The sequence below is a fragment of the Psychrobacter sp. GTC18467 genome (assembly GCF_055397455.1).
In genome coordinates, this window is the sequence record NZ_AP038920.1 from 2437701 (window position 1) to 2456493 (window position 18793).

15 protein-coding genes are annotated in these 18793 nt (G+C 46.3%); 8 read left to right on the forward strand and 7 right to left on the reverse strand.

The features are described 5' to 3' along the window. Window positions 1-9: 9 nt before the first annotated feature. The 5 genes from ACZ5XY_RS10805 to ACZ5XY_RS10825 all read right to left on the reverse strand — a co-directional run bounded on the left by ACZ5XY_RS10805 (window position 10) and on the right by ACZ5XY_RS10825 (window position 7687). Window positions 10-3873, reverse strand: a complete 3864-nt coding sequence (locus ACZ5XY_RS10805) for an AAA family ATPase (RefSeq protein ID WP_464741562.1) — start codon at window positions 3871-3873, stop codon at window positions 10-12. Between the two features lie 46 nt (window positions 3874-3919). Next, window positions 3920-5194, reverse strand: a complete 1275-nt coding sequence (locus tag ACZ5XY_RS10810; RefSeq protein ID WP_464741564.1) for an exonuclease SbcCD subunit D C-terminal domain-containing protein — start codon at window positions 5192-5194, stop codon at window positions 3920-3922. Window positions 5195-5319: 125 nt separating this feature from the next. Beyond that, on the reverse strand, window positions 5320-5598 hold the full coding sequence (locus ACZ5XY_RS10815) for an SH3 domain-containing protein (RefSeq protein ID WP_464741566.1): 279 nt from the start codon (window positions 5596-5598) through the stop codon (window positions 5320-5322). A gap of 89 nt (window positions 5599-5687) precedes the next feature. Further along, window positions 5688-7229 carry a siroheme synthase CysG gene (cysG, locus tag ACZ5XY_RS10820; RefSeq protein WP_464741568.1) on the reverse strand — a complete coding sequence of 514 codons (1542 nt, stop codon included), beginning with the start codon at window positions 7227-7229 and terminating at the stop codon, window positions 5688-5690. A 158-nt stretch (window positions 7230-7387) separates the two neighbouring features. Next, on the reverse strand, window positions 7388-7687 hold the full coding sequence (locus ACZ5XY_RS10825) for an ArsR/SmtB family transcription factor (protein WP_464741570.1): 300 nt from the start codon (window positions 7685-7687) through the stop codon (window positions 7388-7390). 299 nt (window positions 7688-7986) lie between these two features. Between ACZ5XY_RS10825 and ACZ5XY_RS10830 the strand changes: the two genes are divergently transcribed. From ACZ5XY_RS10830 to ACZ5XY_RS10845, 4 genes are all read left to right on the forward strand, one after another. After that, window positions 7987-8178 carry a (2Fe-2S)-binding protein gene (locus ACZ5XY_RS10830; protein ID WP_464741572.1) on the forward strand — a complete coding sequence of 64 codons (192 nt, stop codon included), beginning with the start codon at window positions 7987-7989 and terminating at the stop codon, window positions 8176-8178. A gap of 224 nt (window positions 8179-8402) precedes the next feature. Beyond that, entirely contained in the window at window positions 8403-8894 is a 492-nt protein-coding gene (gene bfr / locus ACZ5XY_RS10835; protein ID WP_464741574.1) for a bacterioferritin, read from the forward strand. 74 nt (window positions 8895-8968) lie between these two features. Then, on the forward strand, window positions 8969-9451 hold the full coding sequence (bfr, locus tag ACZ5XY_RS10840) for a bacterioferritin (protein WP_464741576.1): 483 nt from the start codon (window positions 8969-8971) through the stop codon (window positions 9449-9451). Between the two features lie 197 nt (window positions 9452-9648). Further along, the gene (locus tag ACZ5XY_RS10845) at window positions 9649-10584 is read left to right on the forward strand and encodes a ChaN family lipoprotein (protein WP_464741578.1); all 936 of its coding nucleotides are present in this window, start codon (window positions 9649-9651) and stop codon (window positions 10582-10584) included. A gap of 8 nt (window positions 10585-10592) precedes the next feature. Here the strand turns inward: ACZ5XY_RS10845 and ACZ5XY_RS10850 are convergent, their stop codons facing one another. After that, window positions 10593-11969: a DHA2 family efflux MFS transporter permease subunit gene (locus tag ACZ5XY_RS10850; RefSeq protein WP_464741580.1), complete on the reverse strand. Its 1377-nt coding sequence runs from the start codon at window positions 11967-11969 to the stop codon at window positions 10593-10595. Window positions 11970-12260: 291 nt separating this feature from the next. On the opposite strand from ACZ5XY_RS10850, the gene yghU reads away from it, so the two are divergent. The 4 genes from yghU to ACZ5XY_RS10870 all read left to right on the forward strand — a co-directional run bounded on the left by yghU (window position 12261) and on the right by ACZ5XY_RS10870 (window position 17999). Then, the gene (gene yghU / locus ACZ5XY_RS10855; RefSeq protein ID WP_464741582.1) at window positions 12261-13079 is read left to right on the forward strand and encodes a glutathione-dependent disulfide-bond oxidoreductase; all 819 of its coding nucleotides are present in this window, start codon (window positions 12261-12263) and stop codon (window positions 13077-13079) included. 368 nt (window positions 13080-13447) lie between these two features. After that, window positions 13448-14521: a DUF1176 domain-containing protein gene (locus ACZ5XY_RS10860; protein ID WP_464741584.1), complete on the forward strand. Its 1074-nt coding sequence runs from the start codon at window positions 13448-13450 to the stop codon at window positions 14519-14521. A 448-nt stretch (window positions 14522-14969) separates the two neighbouring features. After that, window positions 14970-16619: a DEAD/DEAH box helicase gene (locus tag ACZ5XY_RS10865; protein WP_464741586.1), complete on the forward strand. Its 1650-nt coding sequence runs from the start codon at window positions 14970-14972 to the stop codon at window positions 16617-16619. 123 nt (window positions 16620-16742) lie between these two features. After that, the gene (locus ACZ5XY_RS10870) at window positions 16743-17999 is read left to right on the forward strand and encodes a DUF819 family protein (RefSeq protein WP_464741588.1); all 1257 of its coding nucleotides are present in this window, start codon (window positions 16743-16745) and stop codon (window positions 17997-17999) included. 7 nt (window positions 18000-18006) lie between these two features. Here the strand turns inward: ACZ5XY_RS10870 and ACZ5XY_RS10875 are convergent, their stop codons facing one another. Next, window positions 18007-18750, reverse strand: coding sequence for a proteasome-type protease (locus tag ACZ5XY_RS10875; RefSeq protein ID WP_464741590.1), 744 nt, complete (start codon window positions 18748-18750; stop codon window positions 18007-18009). Window positions 18751-18793 lie beyond the last annotated feature (43 nt).

Consider the following 18793-nt stretch of genomic DNA (forward strand, 5'->3'; position numbering starts at 1 on the left):
CAATTTTTGTCAGCTGGCAAGCGCTTGGCAGCCTTGACCTGTTAAAATACTGATGCCGCCTGAGCGTTTTTTAACTTGGATTTGGGTTAAAATTCGCTCCTTTAAGGCGCTAACGTGAGAAATCACCCCAATTAATTTACCTTCTTGCTGAAGCCCCGTTAAGGTATCAAGGGCAATATCCAAAGACTCTTCATCAAGGGTGCCAAAGCCTTCGTCCAAAAACAGCGAATCGACGCGGATATTTTGGCTTGCCATTTGCGACAGTCCAAGGGCAAGCGCTAAGCTAATAATAAAGCCTTCACCGCCGGATAAGTTTTTGGTGCTGCGAATCTCGCCGCCTTGATAATTGTCAATGACGCTCAGCTCAAGCGGCTGCTCGCTATCGTGAATAAGCAAATAGCGGTTGCTCATTTTTTGCAATTGCTGATTGGCGTGATTAATCATCACCTCAAAGGTGAGCGATTGCGCAAAGGTTCGATACTTTTTACCGTCCGCTGAGCCAATTAAGTCATAAAGCTGCTGCCAAACTCGCAAATGGTCTTTTTGCTGTTCAGTTTTAAGCAGCTGCACCGATTGCGCCGCTTTTTGCTGCTCATTGTCCAAAAGCTTTTGCCTCATTGCACCAATTTCACTTAAGGCATTATCAAACTCTGCTTGCAGCGCCTCTTGTTGAAGGGCAATCTCAGGCAAGCTTTGTTCGGTAAGCGCTTTTGATTGCGCCAACTCAAGCGCGGTTTTGGTGCTCGCTAACTGCGATTTGGCTTGGCTTAGCGCCTGCTCAATGCTAAGTTTTTTCTGGTTAAGCGCGTCCCGCTCATTTTTGGGCAAAAGCGCTTGGCAAAAGGCAGCTTCATCGCTAAATTGTGCCTCAATTAACGCTTGCTGAAAGTCGGCTTCTTGCTGAGATAAGCTTGATTTGATGCGGCAAATCGCCTCACCCGTTTTTGCTTGTTGATGGCTTGAAATTTGCAACTGCTGAGCCGCTACATCAAGTTTACGATGCACCAAAGCCAAGTTGGCTTTGGCGTCATCAAGGATTTTTTGCAATCGCGCCGCTTCATCATCAATGTTGCCGTCAAATAACTGCTCGCGCTGTGATTGCCAACGCTGCTTTTGCTGCTGCTTGTCATGGATGGCAGTCTCAATCTTACTTAGCGTTTGCAAATCCTGTTGGCGCTGAGTAACTTGCGCGCTGATGTTGGCTTGAAGTTGGCTTTGCTTCGTTAATAATCTTGATTGCAACTCATTTTTTGCTAAATATTGCGACTGCCAGTGTAATAATTGATGGTTAAACCCATAACAATCATTAATAATATTTTGACTATCTTGATTTGAAATCGCTTCACCATTGGCAATTTTTTGTTTGATATTTTGCCAAGACAACATCGGCGCGCCAAATTGATATTTTTGCGATAAAGCAATCAGCTTATCAATGAGGGCGGAGGCTTGCTGACAGTACTGCTGAATTTTTTGATGATTATGCTCAAGGTTGTTTTGATGAATTTTTAAATCGTACGCTAGTCGCTGCTGATTGTGGTCAATTTGGGTAAGTTGTTGCTGATTGCTCGCAATAAGCGTTAACAGTTGCTCAATCGCCGCCGTTTGTTTGGCTAAATTGTCTTGATTGGCAATCGTTTGCGATTTTTGGTCATTGATGGCGCAGCTTAATTGGTGAACGCGGTTAATGCTTTGCTCAATCATCACCAAATCTAAAGCCGAGTGTTGGTTATCGGCGAACATGTTAAAACTATCCGCCAATGCATATTGAAGCGCGGTTAAGGGCGCGGCAATGGCATCATCTTGATGTTTACTTTGAAACGCCGCCGATAATTGTGATTGAGCGTCCGCAATCAAGCGCTGGCTGTCTTGATAAAGCGTCGGCGTTAAGCGCTGCTGATGCTCAAAACTTGATTTCATTTCAGCACTTTGAATTTGCAGCGTTGATAGCTGCGCTTGCTTTTGGGCAATTTGCTTATCCAAATCTGCAATCGCCGATTTAAGCACTTGGGTGCTTGAAGTATTGGTTGCGCTTGCCAAAAGCGGATGCGCGTCTTGATACGGGTGCTCGGTTGCGCCGCAAAGCGGGCAGGGCGCGCCAGCTTCCAAATCAGCAATATAGTCCTCAAGTTTGGCGACTTTTTGCAGCAGTTGCCATTGTGCTTGTTTGTCTTGGCGCGATTCTGCAAGCGCTTGAATGGCGCTATTGAAACGATTTATCTCTTCTGCCGATTGCTCAATCGTTTTAGACAAGGTTAATTGCTGATGGGTTAACTCGTTGATTTGGGCGCTTTGCGATTTTAAACGCCCAAATTTATCATTTATTGAGGCTAATTTTTCAAGCTGATTTTCCAACAAATAACGCTGATGTTGCAGCTTATCTTGGCTTTGATTGCCAAGCTGTTCTTTAAGCGTATCAAGCTGCTGCTGCTGAGCTTCGTTTTGTTTAAGCGTTGCTTCACGATTTTGGGTAAGCGTGGTTAATTTTGCTTGACCCTCAATTAGCATCGTTTCTAATTGTGATTTTTGTTCAAGCGTTTGGGTATAATCCTCAAGATAGTTTGATAATTGAGTGGTGTTATCCTGAAATAACGAAATATCCGCTGTTAAATCACTATGATGCGAATGCTTAGCTAAATAGTTTTGAGTATCGAGCAGCTCATGATTAATGTTTTCAACGTCATATTGCTGGCGCGTGATTTGCGACTCAAGATTAACCAACTGCTGATTTAGCGCCGATTGTCTAGAGATTTCCTCATCAATGGCGCTGGATAATTGCCAAATATGGCTGTCCAATTGCCGAGCTTGTTTTAAGATAGGCTGTTTGATTTGCAAGTTATTGAGCGCCGCTTTTTCTTGCTCAAGGCATTGCGCCTGTATTTGCTTTGCGGCGGCCTCTGCGGCAACAAGCTGCGGCGCACGCTCATCGAGCGCTATTTTTTCTTGATTTAAGTGGCTGAGCTGCTGACGGCTAAACGTTAGATTTTGATAAAGACTGTCAAGCTCCAACGCGCGATTGGCAGCCATTAAGCGCAAGTTTTGGGGGGCAAAGGCATCCTGCTGCCGATTGGCATGGCTTAACTCATTTTGATACTGATTAAGCTGCTGAGTTAACTGGTTAATTTGTTCAAGCCAGCGCCATTGCTCATTCAAGGTTTGTAATTGCTGACGGCGACTGTTTTGCTTGTCGGTCAACTCGTTTAACGACTGCGATAACTGCTGCTCATCCTCCAAGCTTAAAACTGGCAGATGGGCAATTTTTTCTTGAAGATGTTCTAACTGCTGCTTTTCATCACGAAATTTTTCAAAAACCTGCTTGGAAATCTTGGCATAAATCGCCGTTCCGGTGATTTTTTCCAGTAAGGCGGCGCGATTGGCAATATCGGATTTTAAAAACGCGGCAAAGCTGCCTTGAGCCAGCATGATGGAACGGGTGAATTGGTCAAAATCCATCCCCATCAACTCTTGAATATAAGGCGCGGTCTTTGAGGTGACATCTTCTAAGAGGTTTCCTGAGGGCAGCTCGCTGATTTGGTGCTTGATGGCAGCAAGTTTCCCGCCCGCTTTTTTATAAGCTCGGTGCTGATACCATGAGCAGCAGTATTGCTTACCGCCGATTTCGATGACCACCTCAGCGGCGCACTCGCCCGTGCCTTGGGTCATGATGTCGTTTGCCGTGCCGGTAATTTTGCCAAGGCGCGGCGTTTGGCTATACAGTGCCAAGCAAATGGCGTCCAAAATGGTGGTCTTTCCTGCGCCTGTTTGCCCCGTAATCGCAAAAATGCCTTCGTTAATAAATGCCTCGTGGGTAAAATTGATTTGCCAACTGCCCTTGAGCGAGTTTAAGTTGGTCAGGCGCAGCTCAATCAGTCGCATTAGTCATCCTTGCTTGATTTAAAATCTGTAAAATGTCAATAAAACGTTAATCGGCAAAACGGTCTTGCTCTGTCATGGCTTTGATAATGTCATCATAAGCGCCGCGAAGTTTAACTCTTTGGTCGCCGGTGATTTGATGCGCCTCAAGGCAGCGCTCAAACACCTCGCTGTCGTCCAAGTCTTGTAGGTTTTCAAACTCATAACCTTGTTTTAACACCTGATGGTACGATTTGGGGTTTCTGATTTTTAGCACCTCACAAAGCGTATTTTGTGTCATCAAAGCCACTTGCTCACGTAAGTCACTGACCAACTCAGCGCCTGAATAAATCACTTCAAGCCAAACGGGGTCATTTTGCGCTGACAATTGCGCGATTTGGTCAGCAATTTGCGGCAAATCACCGCTAATTTGCGCAAGCTTTTGAAAACAAGGCACAAAAATGGGCGTAATGGTCAAGCCATCTTGGGAAAAGTTAATCAAAATCAGCTGTTTTTGCTGGCGCGCCTCGCCAAATCCCATGGCAATGGGTGAGCCGCTATAGCGAATGTGGTCACGACCACCCACCCGCTGCGGCACGTGCAAATGACCAAGCGCCACGTAATCAAAGCAATCATCAAACATATCGGCTGAAATTTTGCCCAAATTCCCCACGTACAAATTGCGAACGCCGTCATCTTCCGTCGTGCTGCCACCGGCGGCAAATAAATGACCAGTGGCGATAATCGGGATATGAACTGAAAAATCGTGCTTAAGCTTTGACTGTTGGCGTTTTGCTTCAGCCGCGACCAACTCATAATGCTTGCAAATCCCTGCCACGACATTGGCATCTTTTTCATCAAAGCTTTGAGCAGCGCGGTTTTGACGGACGTCACGGTCACGAAGGTAGGGCACTGCCGCAATGATGGCTTGCGGCGCGCCATCGTTTGCCCAAAGGGTGATGACCTCATCGCGAACATCTTCGCAAGCTGTTCCCACCACATGAACGTCCAAAAATTTAAGCACCTGCTTTGGCGCGTCTAAAAATGAGGGGGAGTCGTGATTTCCTGCCACGATGACCACATGCTGACAGCAGGTTTTACTCACCTTGCCTAAAAATTCAAAATACAGCGTTTGTGCCTGATTGCTTGGGGTCATGGTGTCAAAAATATCGCCTGCCACAATCAAAACGTCAATATTTTCACGATCAATGCTTTCAAGAAGCCAAGCTAAAAATGCCGAAAACTCCTCATAGCGCGTATGACCATAAAGCCTGCGCCCCAAATGCCAATCGGAGGTGTGAAGGACTTTTAACGGTTTGGAAAATGGGGCGTTTGAATTGAGCATAAGTTTGGCTTAATGGTAAACATAATAAAGATAGGCGTAAGCTATTCTAGCAAAATTACATATATAAAGGTTAGAATTAAAAAACCACCGAGCGTTCGGTGGTTTTTTGTTGGCTCTAAAGGCAATCACTGATAGCAGCTGATGAACTCACGAAATACCCAACCCAAATAGCGGTCGGTTTTAGCATCAAACACCAGTGCCCAAGCTCTGCCTTTAGCGTCATAATCAACATCAGCGATATAAACGAGGCGACCATTAGCAAGCTTGCCGATGATTTTGCCTGAGGGGGTATCACGAACGTTAAGCTTGCTGGTGGTCGGGTCGGTGACTTTGCAAACTTGAGCCTCAGCAGAAACGAGCGTGGCTGCAAATAAGGCGGCCGCAATAATGAAAGATTTGGTCATTACATGCTCCTTATAACAGCATATCTTTCATTATAAGTTAAAAAACCAAACAAGGGTTATTTAATCGTTGGTTTTTAGCCTGCAAAATGTTAGCCAATGACCAAGGATTCCATATTTTCTTGCGCGCTTTGATTGGCAATCATTGCTAAGGCATGGGCGCGGTTTGTCTCGCGATTTTTGTTAGTGTCTGCTTGAGCGCGACCGCTGCGAAGCCAGTTGCCACTATCATCAATCGCGCCGCTTTGGTTGTACCACGCCAAATCGTGATGCAGGGCAACGACATCGCCCATAATGAGCAGCGCCGGTGTTGGCAGGCAAGCTTTGGCTTGTTTTTGGACGATGTTGTCAAGCGTTCCTGTCAGCACTTGCTGATTGGGCTGACTGGCGTTTGAGACAATGGCAATGGGCGTACTAGCGGCGCGACCGGCATCTATTAACCCTGTCGTTAACCGCTCAAGCGAGTGCAGCCCCATATAAAAAACCACCGTTTCATCGGTATTTAACAGACTTTCAAAGTTGCCGTTGGGCTCGCCAGCTTTCAGATAGCCGGTCACAAAGCGCACCGACTGCGCGTGGTCGCGGTGGGTCAGTGGGATTCCGGCGTAGCTTGCTGCCGCGTTTGCTGCGGTGATGCCTGGGACGACTTGGTAGGGGATATCATGCTGACGTAACGCTTCAATTTCCTCACCGCCGCGACCAAAGATGAATGGGTCACCGCCTTTTAAGCGAACCACGCGGCGACCTTTTTGGGCATGTTGAACCAAAAGCTCATTGATGCCTAGTTGCGCCACCGCATGATTGCTGCGTTTTTTACCCACATAAACTTTATCAGCGTCGCGGCGGCACAAATCGAGCACCTCAGGCGAAACCAAAGCATCATAAAAGACAATGTCGGCTTGCTGCATCAGCCGTAGCGCTTTAAAGGTCAAAAGTTCTGGGTCGCCAGGACCTGCGCCAACGATATAAACCTCACCGGTGGTTTTGCTCAGCTCTTGCAAATCGGTATCATCAAGCGCGGTTTTTAGTGTCTGTGCTGCCTTTTTTTCATCGCCTGAAAACACAAGCTCGCTAACCTTGCCTTCAAAGGCGCGCTCCCAAAACTTGCGTCTGCCATTGAGGGTTGGGATTTTGGCTTTGACCTCATCGCGAAACTCGCCGGCAAGCCCTGCAAGCTTGCCGTAGCCTTGCGGAATTAAGGTCTCAAGGCGCGCTCGCAATAGGCGGGCAAGCACCGGCGCTTTGCCATTGGAGGAAATGCCAATCACAATCGGGCTGCGATCCACAATGGCGGGGAAAATAAAATCACAAAGGTGCGGCGTGTCCACCACATTAATCGGAATGTTAAGCTTATGAGCATCGTGATAAATTTGCTCGTTAAGCTTATTATCATCGGTTGCAGCAATAACGATTCGCGCGCCGCTTAAATAATCAGCGCGATAGCTGTCATAAATGAACCGGTGTTTTTTATTGCCAAGCAGCTCGCTCAGCTCGTCACAAATAATCGGTGCTACCACAGTGATTTTAGCTTGAGCGCGGCTGAGTAAATCTGCTTTGCGCAGTGCCACTTCACCGCCGCCGACAATCACCACCGATTGCTGGTCAAGTTTAAAAAATAGGGGAAAGGTGTTCATGAGCCTACTGTCCAATGAGTCACGTAATAGCGACTATTATGCGCAAGCTTAGCGGAACACTCCTCTAGCAAATCGGCATTACTATATTCCTAAAAAAGATAAATTTCTGGTTTTTTTATAAAAAACAGAATACAGCCGATTTGGGGAACCTTAATAGCTTATGTTTGCTGGCTGAGCGTTTGATAGGTCGTTTGCAAAATATCCTCGCACCACTCAGGCAAGTCATCGGCAACTTGATACCACATCCACGTGCCATCACGGACGCAGCTTAAAATCCCCAGTTTTTTTAAATGGTTTAAATGACGCGATACCGTTGGCTGCGGTTGGTCGAGCATCTCTACAAGCTCGCAAACACAGCGCGCTTCTTTTTGAAATAAAATTTGAAACAGTTTTAATCGGGTTGGGTCTGAGAGCACTTTAAACAGCTCAATGGGCTTTAGGGTAACAACTTCGGTCATATCGCACTTCCACAACAAAAAAATTACTTTACCTCTTGCGCTTATTTCCTAATTTTATTTTAGCGCCCAAGGTCTTTTTATTTTATCACTTTTTAGCAGGGCAAAAATGAGCGAATCAAGCCTGATGAGTTTTGTTATTGGCATAAAATAAGAACTTTATTTGCAAAAGGCTATTGTAAATAATAACAATTATCGTTATTATACATATATTGAAATTAGAAGCTAACGTGTTGATTCCTAACTTATCTTTAATGAATCAAGCACCATGCAAAAAATAGAAAATAGGTAGGAGCGCGTCTATGTACGTTTGTATCTGCAATGAGGTGAAAGAAAAACAGATTAAAGCGGCGATAGCCTCAGGAATCGATACCATGGACGGCTTAAAAGACACCCTTGATGTTGCCACTTGCTGCGGCTGCTGTGAGCCATTTGTCAATGACTATTTGACCGAACACCACGCCAAGCTTGACGATTTGGCGTACGCGGTTTAGGTTTTTGCGGGTTTAACCTTTTGGTCAATTTCTTTACTAAACTGCCGCAATTCTAGCTAATTATAGTTCTCAATTGGCATCTTATTCTTAGTTATTATCGTTACAAGATGACTTCATGCTCTATGGTACACTATGACTATAGAGCTTTTGGCGCTTCTAAATTATGCTGTTGTTAAGTCAGTCGCCCAAAAGATTTGGATGAAGAAAATCAAGGAGAATGAACGATGATTGGCAGCCCAAAGGTTATTGATTACCTCAACTTTTTACTCGGCGGCGAGCTTGCCGCGCGCGACCAATACTTTATTCACTCTGAAATGTATGCCGAATGGGAATTTGGCAAGCTTTATGAGCGCATTCATCATGAAATGCAAGACGAAACCATTCATGCGCAAAAGATTATCCGCCGAATTTTGATGCTTGGTGGCACGCCAAACATGAAAGTCGATGAGATTCATATTGGCAAAACCGTTCCTGAGATGCTCAAGCTTGATTTAGACCTTGAATACGCGGTTCAAGCGCATCTGAAAAAAGGCATTGCCATTTGTGAAGAAGAGCACGATTATGTCACCCGCGAGATGCTGGTGATGCAGCTTAAAGACACCGAAGAAGACCACGCTTATTGGCTTGAGCAGCAGCTGCGCTTGATTGATTTGGTGGGGATTAAAAACTACTTACAAAGTCAGATGAAAGAAGTTCCGGCGGATGTGACGTACTAATCGTCTAATTTAGGCGCCTGAAGTTTAAGATGATTTTGAGTAACCCACAATCATAAATGTGTAGGAGCAAGATTATGAAAGGTGATAAAGCGGTCATTATGGCACTTAACAAGGTGCTTGGGCAGTCATTGATTGCCATCAACCAGTATTTTTTACATGCAAGAATGGCGCGGCATTGGGGGCTTAAAGTTCTCAATGACAACTTTTATCATCAGTCCATCAAAGAGATGAAATGGTCGGATGATTTAATCGAGCGGGTATTGTTTCTTGAAGGCTTGCCGAACCTGCAAGATTTAGGAAAGCTGTATATCGGTGAAGATGTTCCTGAGGTTTTAGAGTGTAACTTGCGCCTTGAGCGGCAAAAGCTTGGCATTATTACCAATGCCATCACCCTTTGCGAGGAGCATCAAGATTACGTGTCGCGAGAGCTTTTAGTTAAGCTTAAAGACGGCAATGAAGAGTACGAAGATTGGACGGAAACTCAGCTGTATCTTATCGATGAGATTGGCATCCAAAACTATATCCAATCGCAAATGGATGATGATCCAAGTGCGTAGCTGTTCAATGTGAGCTTTTAAATACTTATTTTTTAAAAAGTTAAGCCAAAAAAAGCCAAGCGCAGATTCATTTTGCGCTAAGCCGTTATTTTCTAAACTGAAGATTTCAGATTTGGGAATAGCGGCTTTTTTTATGGAATTTTAAAAAATTAAATTGAAAACTAAATCAAAGGTTAAAAAAATTAAAAGGAGGCAAGATGCAAAGTCGGTCGCGGCGGGATTTTTTACAAAAGGCATTGGCAGCAGGGGCAGCTTGTGCATTGCCAAGCTTGCCAAGTTTTGCCACAGGATTGGCAGACAATGACAGTACCAATTCTGAATTAAGCCAAGCCCTTGCTAATCGGGTTTGGGATGTTCAAAGGCAAGATTGGCTTAGTGAACACGCGCTGATGGATAGCATTACCCGCGCGCCCTTTGTGATTGTCGGTGAGCGTCATGACAACTTGTGCCATCAAGCCATTGAGCGCTGGGTGATTGAGGTTTTGGCAAAAAAAGGCAAGCTTGGCGGGGTGGCAATGGAGATGATTGACCCAAGCCAGCAAGTATTGATTGACAAAAAACCAAGCTTATACTGGCAAGATTTGGACGATAGTCGCTTGCAACAACAAATTGCTTGGCAGGCGCATTGGAATTGGCAAGGTTATGGTCAAACGGTAAAAAATGTCTTTGCCCTTGATAAACCGCTTCTTGCCGCCAACGTGCCAAATACCGAGCTAAAAGCCTTAGCAAGACAGCCTGAACCGGATTTGCCAAAAGCGGTTGCCGACTTTCAGCGGCAAGCGATTATTGAAGGTCACTGCAATTTGCTGCCAGATAACATGATTGGCGGCATGCTTTTTGTTCAAGTGGCTCGGGATAAGGCGATGGCAAAGGCGCTATCAAGCTTGCCTAAAACCGGCGTTTTGCTTTGCGGGGCGGGTCATGCACGCCTTGACGTTGGGGTGGCGCGCCATATGAGCGTAAAGCCTTTAAGTATTGGGCTGATTGAAGTTAAAAGTGGCGCTACGCTTCGTGATGCCATTCCTAAAAGCGCCAATGAGCAGCTGCCCTTTGATATTTTATGGTTTACCAAAGCGGTTAACCGCGCCGACCCTTGCTTTGAGTTAACCCAGCGTTTTGCTAAAAAAGCCTAGCAGTTAAGTTAATACATTCCGCGACCATCTTCCGGTTTTAGCCGTAAAAAATACAGCCCCGATAAAATGGTGATGCCGCCAAGCACCCAATACGTCGTTTGAAATGCGGTCAGCGTATCCATCATGACGCGCTCACGAAGTAAGTTAAGCACAGCGGCGCCAAAAGCAATGCCAAAGCTGATGGCAAGCTGCTGATTGACCGCCATTAGGCTATTGCCGCTACTGGTCTGCGCGCCATGCAAATCGCCAATGGTGATGGTGTTCATGGCGCTAAACTGCATCGAGTTACAAGCGCCCATCAGGATTAAAACCGGCACAAACCATGGCCAGTGCTCGGGGTTATTAAACTGAGCAAGAACAATAATCAAAATCCCAAGCAAAAAGGTGTTCACCACCAAAACTTTGCGGTAACTAAAGCGCCGAATGATTTTACTCACCAAAGGCTTGATTCCCATCGCCCCCACGGCAATAGGGGCAAGTAACCAACCGGCTTTTGATGGCGAGTAACCAAACACCACCTGCAGCAGCAGCGGCAATAAAAACGGCACGGCGCTGATTCCAAGCCTTGTAAATAAGTTTCCGGTAATACCAATGGCAAAGGTGCGGATACCAAACAGACTTAAAGGAAATAGCGGGGCGGCTTTATTTTTAGCGTAGCGCGCATAAATCAGCAGCAAAATAATGGAGGCGGCGGCAAGCATCAGCCCAAGCGTTCCGCGACCCGACTGCGAGCCAAATTCAACGGCTAAGGTAAGCCCGCAAGCGGCTGAGGCAAACAATAAAAACCCTTGCCAATCAAGCTTTTGGGTATCTTCAAACAAGTCAGGAACTAGCTTAAATCCTAAAACAAGCCCCAAAAGCCCCATGGGAATATTAATTAAAAAAATCCAATGCCAGCTGGCAAGCTCCACCAAATAGCCACCAAGTAAAGGTCCAACAAGGGGTGCAATAAGTGCCGGAATCACCGCAAAATTCATCACGGTTAATAGCTTTTTTCGAGGGTAGGATTTGACCAAAATCAGCCTTGCCACCGGCGTCATCATCGCGCCGCCCACCGCTTGAACCACGCGAGCGGCAATCAGCAAATTCAGATTCGGCGATATGGCGCAAAGCAGGGAGCCGATACAAAAAATCACCACCGCGCTTAAAAACACCTTTCGCGTGCCCAATTTGTCCGCCAAAAACCCACTGATGGGAATAAAAATCGCCAAGGTTAACGCGTAACTGATGACCGCCCACTGCATTTTTAACGGCGACTCGCCAAGCGCCTCTGCCATTTTGGGCAGCGCGGTATTTAAAATGGTGGCATCAAGGATTTGCATAAACAGCGCCACCGCCAAAACGTAGGGCAAATACTTGTGCTGAGCGCGGCTTAAGGTGGTCATAACGGGGTCTCTTGCGGTGTTGGAAAGATGCTTATCATTGAATTGGGGTTAATGGGGTTAAAGCGATTCATCCGAGCCATTATAAATCAGCGCTGATAAAATCCTAGGGCAGACGAGTAACCAATCGAAAATGACTTTTATGACTTTTGATTATAAAAGCGCATTGTTCATTGTTACCCTCGTTACAGCATACCTCTAGTTTTTATGGAGCGGTTTTGCCTATAGTAAGGGTTTTGGGTTGTAAAGTTGACCCAACCGCTAAAACGATAACAATTCCTCAAGGAGACCAGTATGAGCGATAACAACCAAAACCCATATACCCCGCCTAAAGTTTGGGCGAATGACAAGGAAAATGGTGGCAAGTTTTCAAGCACCAACCGCCCAACTGCAGGCGCGCGCCATGAGCAAACCCTGCCTAAGGGCAATGCGCCACTTCAGCTGTATTCATTAAACACCCCAAACGGCGTTAAAGTGAATATTTTGTTAGAAGAATTAAAAGAAGCCGGCATTACCGGTGCGGATTATGATGCGTTTAAGATTGACATCTCAAAAGGCGACCAGTTTGGCTCAGGGTTTGTCGATATTAACCCCAATTCTAAAATCCCTGCCCTTGTGGATTATTCCGATCCCAAAAATCCGATTAAAATCTTTGAATCTGGCGCGATTTTATTATATTTGGCAGAAAAATTTGGCAAGTTCGTACCAACCGATGCCGGTCAAGACCGCGCCAACTGCTTATCTTGGGTGATGTGGCAAATGGGCGCTGCACCGTTTTTAGGCGGCGGCTTTGGGCATTTTTACGCCTATGCCCCTGAAAAACTTGAATATCCGATCAATCGCTACGCCATGGAAGCCAAACGTCAGCTGGATGTTCTTGACATTCATTTAAAAAATAACGAATATATGTGCGGTGGTGGTGAGAAGCAGTATACCATTGCTGACATCATCATTTGGGCGTGGTATGGTCAACTGGTGCTCGGTAAATTGTATGATGCCGCCGAATTTTTACAAGTGGACAGCTACAAAAACGTCAAACGTTGGGCAACGCAAATTGCCAATCGCCCTGCGGTGAAACGCGGTCTAAGTTTAACGCTTGAAGCACTGGATTAACGGCGGTTTTGATTAAGCCGACTTTGGTACTTTGTAACCACGCGGTCTTTTGAAGAAAATTGCTCGATTTGGTTCAATATTTTGAATTCAAAGCCATTTTTCTCGATTAAGTCGGCTCATATCATTATCCCAAGTTATCATTTTGCTTCAAAAGACCGCTGCTTTTACAATCGGCTAAGGTCGTTGTCGCTGAGATAACATAATGTTACTTTGATTCAATTCCCCGATAGAAATTTTCGTTAAAATTTAGTTAAGCTTATGTTAACGGCGGCTCGATGACCTAACCGTTGAGCCGCCACTCAATTTTTACAAGTTCTTTAGCCGTTTTATAGAGCTTGATTGTCATTATTTTGATGATTAGATTTACTATGATTAAGAAAAAAAGAGTTCCAGTTTTTATCCCTTTGCTATTGTCTTTTGGCGCGCTTGTTACGACAAGCCAAAGCTTTGCGGCAGATTCGGTCGAGTTTTCCAATCAAGATTGGCAGGTGGTTTGTGACAATATTCGAACGTGCCGGCTTGCCGGCTACCAAGAAGAAAGTAACAGTGATTTTCCGGTATCGGTGCTCTTAATCCGTAAAGCCGGCGCCAATGCTGGCGTGATTGGCAAAGTTAAGCTTGGCGGCGGCAAACAAAACTCCTCAAAAGCGCTGATGCAGCTTGGCAATCGCCATAATATCTCGTTGGTAATTAATGGCGAGGATTTGGGCGTGACCAAGCCATTTTCGAGCAGCTCAGGCGATGCCGATTTGACCCAAAAACAGGTCGAGACGCTGATTAATGCCTTAGCCGGCGACAGCAAAATTGAGGTGGTGTTTCGAAATACCCGTTGGCAGCTGTCCGATAAGGGCGCAAAATCGGTGATGCTCAAAGCCGATGAAGCCCAAGGTCGAGTTGGCACCCCAAGCGCCTTTATTAAAGGCAATTCTCGCCCCAATTCAAGCGTATTGCCGCCAGATACTGCGCCGCAATTGCTCTGGGTTGCGCCCACCAAAAACGTTCGCCATAAAAAGTTCAGTATGAAATCCTCGCAGCTGAAAACGTTAATTCAAGGCAGCATGAAAAACTGGAGCGACAACTGCCCCAATATTGGCGATGATACCCCATGGCGGGTCAATCGCTTAAACGGTTCACAGCTTTTGGTTCAGCACAGCTGCTGGGTTGGCGCTTATAATGCAGGGACGGGCGCTTGGGTGATTAATGACAAGCCGCCGTATCAACCGACGCTGGTTACTACCGATGCAACCGAATATAGCAATGGCAAAATCAGAGCGATTCAAAAAGGTCGCGGAATAGGCGATTGTCTCAACCAAACCGAGTGGATTTGGACGGGTCGGCGTTTTGCCAAAAGTCATGACAGCACCACAGGGCTTTGCCGCTTAATCGAGGCGGGCGGGGCATGGCAGCTGCCAAGATTTGTCTCAAATGTCAAAGTCAGTTAAGATGATTCCATTTATTAAAATAATTTCTAGCGCAACTTAAAAAAAGTTGTTATAATCTGCCCCCACGCTTGCTTTATTGATTGAAAAAATCAATTAAAAGGCGTGAATTATGAGATTGATAACATCGCCTGCGATTTTGGGTCTAGGATGACCACGAGTAATTGTTGCCGATGATTTTGTGATTAAAAGCTACTTTGCAGCTTTTGACTCATATCTTATCTTGCAATTGCAAAACTGATGGGCGCTAAGCTTTAACCTGCTTTGGATTAAGCGCAATTAAAGCCTAGCCTATCACGGATAAGACTCGGCATACCACCAAAATACGACAGCGCGGTGAGCAGCTCAATTAAGCATTTTTTGCTTAAGGGCTCTTGTGAGGTTCGGTTATCAGTGGTAAGCGCTTGGCAAATTTGCCAAAACCCTCTACCAGATGACTTAAAGGATTTTCATGACTGACCTTATAAATCAAGACCAAATCAATCAAGACCAAACTCAAGAACCATTCAAAACGACTTTTGCCGATTTAAATATCGCCAAACCTATTCTTAGCGCCCTTGAGCGTGCCGGCTATCAAAACCCAACGCCAATTCAAGAACAAGCCATTCCGTTTGCCTTAGCCGGTCGCGATTTGCTATTGTCTGCGCAAACCGGAAGCGGAAAAACGGCGGCATTTGTGATTCCAACCCTTGACAAATTAAGCCGCTCAACCACATTTAATAAAGTTACTAAAGCGCTGATTTTAACCCCAACGCGTGAGCTGGCTCAGCAGGTTCATGACAGCGTTCGCACCTATTCAAAAGACATGCGCGGTTTGTTTTGTGTGCCACTGGTTGGTGGCGCGCCTTATAACGGTCAAATCACCGCCCTTAGAAAAGGCGTTCAAGTGATTGTCGCCACTCCTGGTCGACTTCTTGACCATATCAAAGCTGGCCGTGTTGATTTATCAAGCCTTGAGGTGTTGGTGCTTGATGAAGCCGACCGCATGCTTGATATGGGCTTTGCTGATGATATTAATGACATTTTAAAAGCGGCACCTGTTGACCGTCAGACCATCATGTGTTCTGCCACTTGGGATGGTCCTGTTGGCAAAATCGCCGCAAGCTTTACCAAAAATCCTGAGCGCGTTTCTATCAAGGTAGAATCAGCGCATATTGATGAGTCGGTGTATTACTGTGATGACTTTGACCATAAAAACAAAATCTTGGATAAAGTGATTTGTCAGCCGGATATTGACCAAGTGATTATTTTTGCGGCGACCAAGCGCAGCACCGAAAAGCTTGCGCAAGCGCTTATCGATGATGGTCATAAAGCCAACTTTTTACATGGCGATTTGCCACAAGGTAAGCGCAATCGCATCGTAAAAGACGTTCGCAATGGCAAATGTAAAGTCTTGGTTGCCACCGATGTTGCCGCTCGCGGTCTGGACATTCCGGCATTGTCGCACGTCATTAACTACGATTTGCCGCGTCAAACTGAAGATTACGTTCACCGAATTGGTCGTTGTGGTCGCGCCGGTCGCACCGGTGTTGCCGTGAACCTTTGTAGCCATGATGACCGACCGCAATTGATCGCCATCAATCGCTATCTTGACCGCAAGATGGATGAAGCCGTTATTGAAGGCATGGAGCCGAAAAAAGCTTACGTTCCAAAAGAAAATAAAGGTCGCGGTAAAGGTCGTGGTCGTGGTCGCTCAAATGGCGGCGGCTTTGGTCAAAATCGCGGCCGCTCAAATCAAGGTCGCCGGTTTGAAGGTAAGTCTGAAAATCAAGACCGCCAAGATCGACCACAAAATCGCCGTGAGCGCTTTGGTGACGATAGCGCCAACAAGCCATTTGACGGCGCGAAACGACCAAACCGCTTTGGTAAAAAGCCTTACCAAGGTAACAGCCAAGGCAATAACCAAAGAGGCGAAGGTGGATTTGGCAAGTCGGACAAACCACGTTTTGACCGCGCGGCAAGTCACCGCGACCGCTCAGATCGCCCAAATCGGGGTAACAGTGACAGCCAAAGCCGCCGTGATGGCTCGGGAGCACCAAGCCGTCAAAGCCGCCGTGCCCCGAAACCTGCCGGAATGTACCGCAGTAAACGCACCTCTTAAGCGACGGCTTGCCTAATAAGCGGTAATAAATATAAAAGCCAAATCCAGTTTCGGATTTGGCTTTTTTGTTGCAGCTTTATTTTCGCTTAATTATACTGGCGACTTTTGCCCTTTGAGACTGTTATGAATGCCAATCTACCTATCACGGCTTTTAGTATTGACAGCTTGCCTGCCGCCTTTGGCATCATTATGGCAATTATTGGTTTGGTTTTTTATACTCAAGGGCTCAAAGGCGTATTTTGGCGCAGGTTTTATGCCGTGATGCCAGGGATTGTGCTTTGCTGCTTTATTCCGGCAACGCTCAACAGCTTAGGCGTGTTTGCCGATGGTGTTGGCGCTCAGATTTATGGCTTTACCGCGACCTATTTATTGCCGGCAAGTTTGCTTTTGATGACCTTGTCGATGGATGTTCCTAAGATTTTGGGTTTGGGCTGGCGCGCCATTGCGATGTTTTTGGCGGCAAGTGTTGCCATTATCATCAGTGGTCCTATCAGTCTGTTATTGGCAAAATGGGTTGCTCCTGAGATGTTTGTTGGCGATACGCTTTGGCGTGGATTTTCAGCAGTGGCGGGAAGCTGGATTGGCGGTGCTGCCAACCAAGCGGCGATGAAAGAGCTGTTTGGGGTGAGTGATGATTTATTTGGCATGATGATTTTGGTGGATACCACCAACGCGTCATGGTGGCTGTTATTAATTTTAATCCTAGCCAAGCACCATCAAAAAATTGACCACTGGCTTAAGGCAGATACCAGTAGCATTGATAAAGTCATTGATGCCGTTGAGCGCTACGAGCGTGATAATGCAAGAGCCGCCACGCTTAACGACATGATGGTGATGTTCGGGCTTTGCTTTGCCATGGTGGGCTTAGCGCATTTTTTAGGCGAGCGCATCGCGGCGTTTTTTGCGCCATATCGCTGGGCGGTTCAATATAGCTTTGCCAGTAGCTTTTTTTGGATGGTGGTGATTATCACCTTGCTTGGCGTTGGCTTTTCTTTTACCAAAGTTCGACGGCTTGACCACGTTGGCGCCTCCAAAATCGGAACGGTATTTATTTTTGTGCTTATTGCCGCCATTGGCATGCAGATTAATTTATCGGGGATTATTTCGCAGTGGCGCTTGCTGCTGATTGGCTTTGTTTGGATGAGCCTGCATATTGTGATGGTTTTTATTGTCGCAAGGCTCATTCGAGCACCGTTTTTCTTTTTATGCGTTGGCTCAAATGCCAATACCGGCGGCGCGTCCTCAGCACCGATTGTCGCCACCGCATTTCATCCGTCACTGGCTCCCGTTGGCGTGTTTTTGGGGATTTTGGGATATGCACTTGGCACGGTTGGCGGTTATATCAGCACCCAGTTGATGCGCCTTGTGGTTGGCAGTTGAGGCTCAATTATCCTTGCCAGTAGCCGTCAGGGCAATCAGGAAGCTTCATAAGCGTGTCACGAAGCGCCGTTGCCCAGCGGTGGCGAATGGTGTTGTAGTAAGCGTCATCTTCTTCAATGCGCCGAACGTTGGGAATGGTAAAACTGTCATTATGATAAATCACAAAATCCACAGGCATGCCGACCGATAGGTTTGACTGAATGGTGGAATCAAACGACAGCATCAACGCTTGGGCGGCATGATAAAGGTCGGTGTCATAATCGATGGAGCGGTCAAGGATGGGTTTGCCATATTTGCTTTCGCCCAACTGAAAAAACGGCGTATCGCGGGTGGCACGAATAAAATTGCCCTCAGGGTAAATCATATATAACTCAGGCGCTTGACCGTGGATTTGACCACCAAGCATAAACGAGCTGGTAAATGCGGTGCTGTTTGGATTGCCTGCCACGCGCTTGGCAAGTTCGGTAACCTCGCGCATACATTCACCCACCATTTGTGCGGCGTCAAATAAAGTGAGCACGGTATGCAGGCTGCTTTCATGGCGCTGGTCGATGGCTTGCTGTAGCTTGGTGAAAACCGCTTGCGAGGTGGCTAAATTGCCTGCGGTTTGAATTACCATAAAGCGCTCGCCCTCAACCCCATATTGGTACAGTTTTTTAAAGGTTGAGATGTGGTCAACGCCGGCATTGGTTCGGGTGTCACTGGCAAAAATCATGCCTTGGTTGAGGCGGATGGCAGCGCAATAGGTCATGATAAAATCTCTGTAATGATGATATTTTAATGGTTTAAATAAG

Coding starts and splice junctions, on each gene's coding strand:
- ACZ5XY_RS10805 (WP_464741562.1), bottom strand. CDS start 3,873: ATGCGACTGATTGAGCTGCGCCTGACCAACTTAAACTCGCTCAAGGGC.
- ACZ5XY_RS10810 (WP_464741564.1), bottom strand. CDS start 5,194: ATGCTCAATTCAAACGCCCCATTTTCCAAACCGTTAAAAGTCCTTCAC.
- ACZ5XY_RS10815 (WP_464741566.1), bottom strand. CDS start 5,598: ATGACCAAATCTTTCATTATTGCGGCCGCCTTATTTGCAGCCACGCTC.
- cysG (WP_464741568.1), bottom strand. CDS start 7,229: ATGAACACCTTTCCCCTATTTTTTAAACTTGACCAGCAATCGGTGGTG.
- ACZ5XY_RS10825 (WP_464741570.1), bottom strand. CDS start 7,687: ATGACCGAAGTTGTTACCCTAAAGCCCATTGAGCTGTTTAAAGTGCTC.
- ACZ5XY_RS10830 (WP_464741572.1), top strand. CDS start 7,987: ATGTACGTTTGTATCTGCAATGAGGTGAAAGAAAAACAGATTAAAGCG.
- bfr (WP_464741574.1), top strand. CDS start 8,403: ATGATTGGCAGCCCAAAGGTTATTGATTACCTCAACTTTTTACTCGGC.
- bfr (WP_464741576.1), top strand. CDS start 8,969: ATGAAAGGTGATAAAGCGGTCATTATGGCACTTAACAAGGTGCTTGGG.
- ACZ5XY_RS10845 (WP_464741578.1), top strand. CDS start 9,649: ATGCAAAGTCGGTCGCGGCGGGATTTTTTACAAAAGGCATTGGCAGCA.
- ACZ5XY_RS10850 (WP_464741580.1), bottom strand. CDS start 11,969: ATGACCACCTTAAGCCGCGCTCAGCACAAGTATTTGCCCTACGTTTTG.
- yghU (WP_464741582.1), top strand. CDS start 12,261: ATGAGCGATAACAACCAAAACCCATATACCCCGCCTAAAGTTTGGGCG.
- ACZ5XY_RS10860 (WP_464741584.1), top strand. CDS start 13,448: ATGATTAAGAAAAAAAGAGTTCCAGTTTTTATCCCTTTGCTATTGTCT.
- ACZ5XY_RS10865 (WP_464741586.1), top strand. CDS start 14,970: ATGACTGACCTTATAAATCAAGACCAAATCAATCAAGACCAAACTCAA.
- ACZ5XY_RS10870 (WP_464741588.1), top strand. CDS start 16,743: ATGAATGCCAATCTACCTATCACGGCTTTTAGTATTGACAGCTTGCCT.
- ACZ5XY_RS10875 (WP_464741590.1), bottom strand. CDS start 18,750: ATGACCTATTGCGCTGCCATCCGCCTCAACCAAGGCATGATTTTTGCC.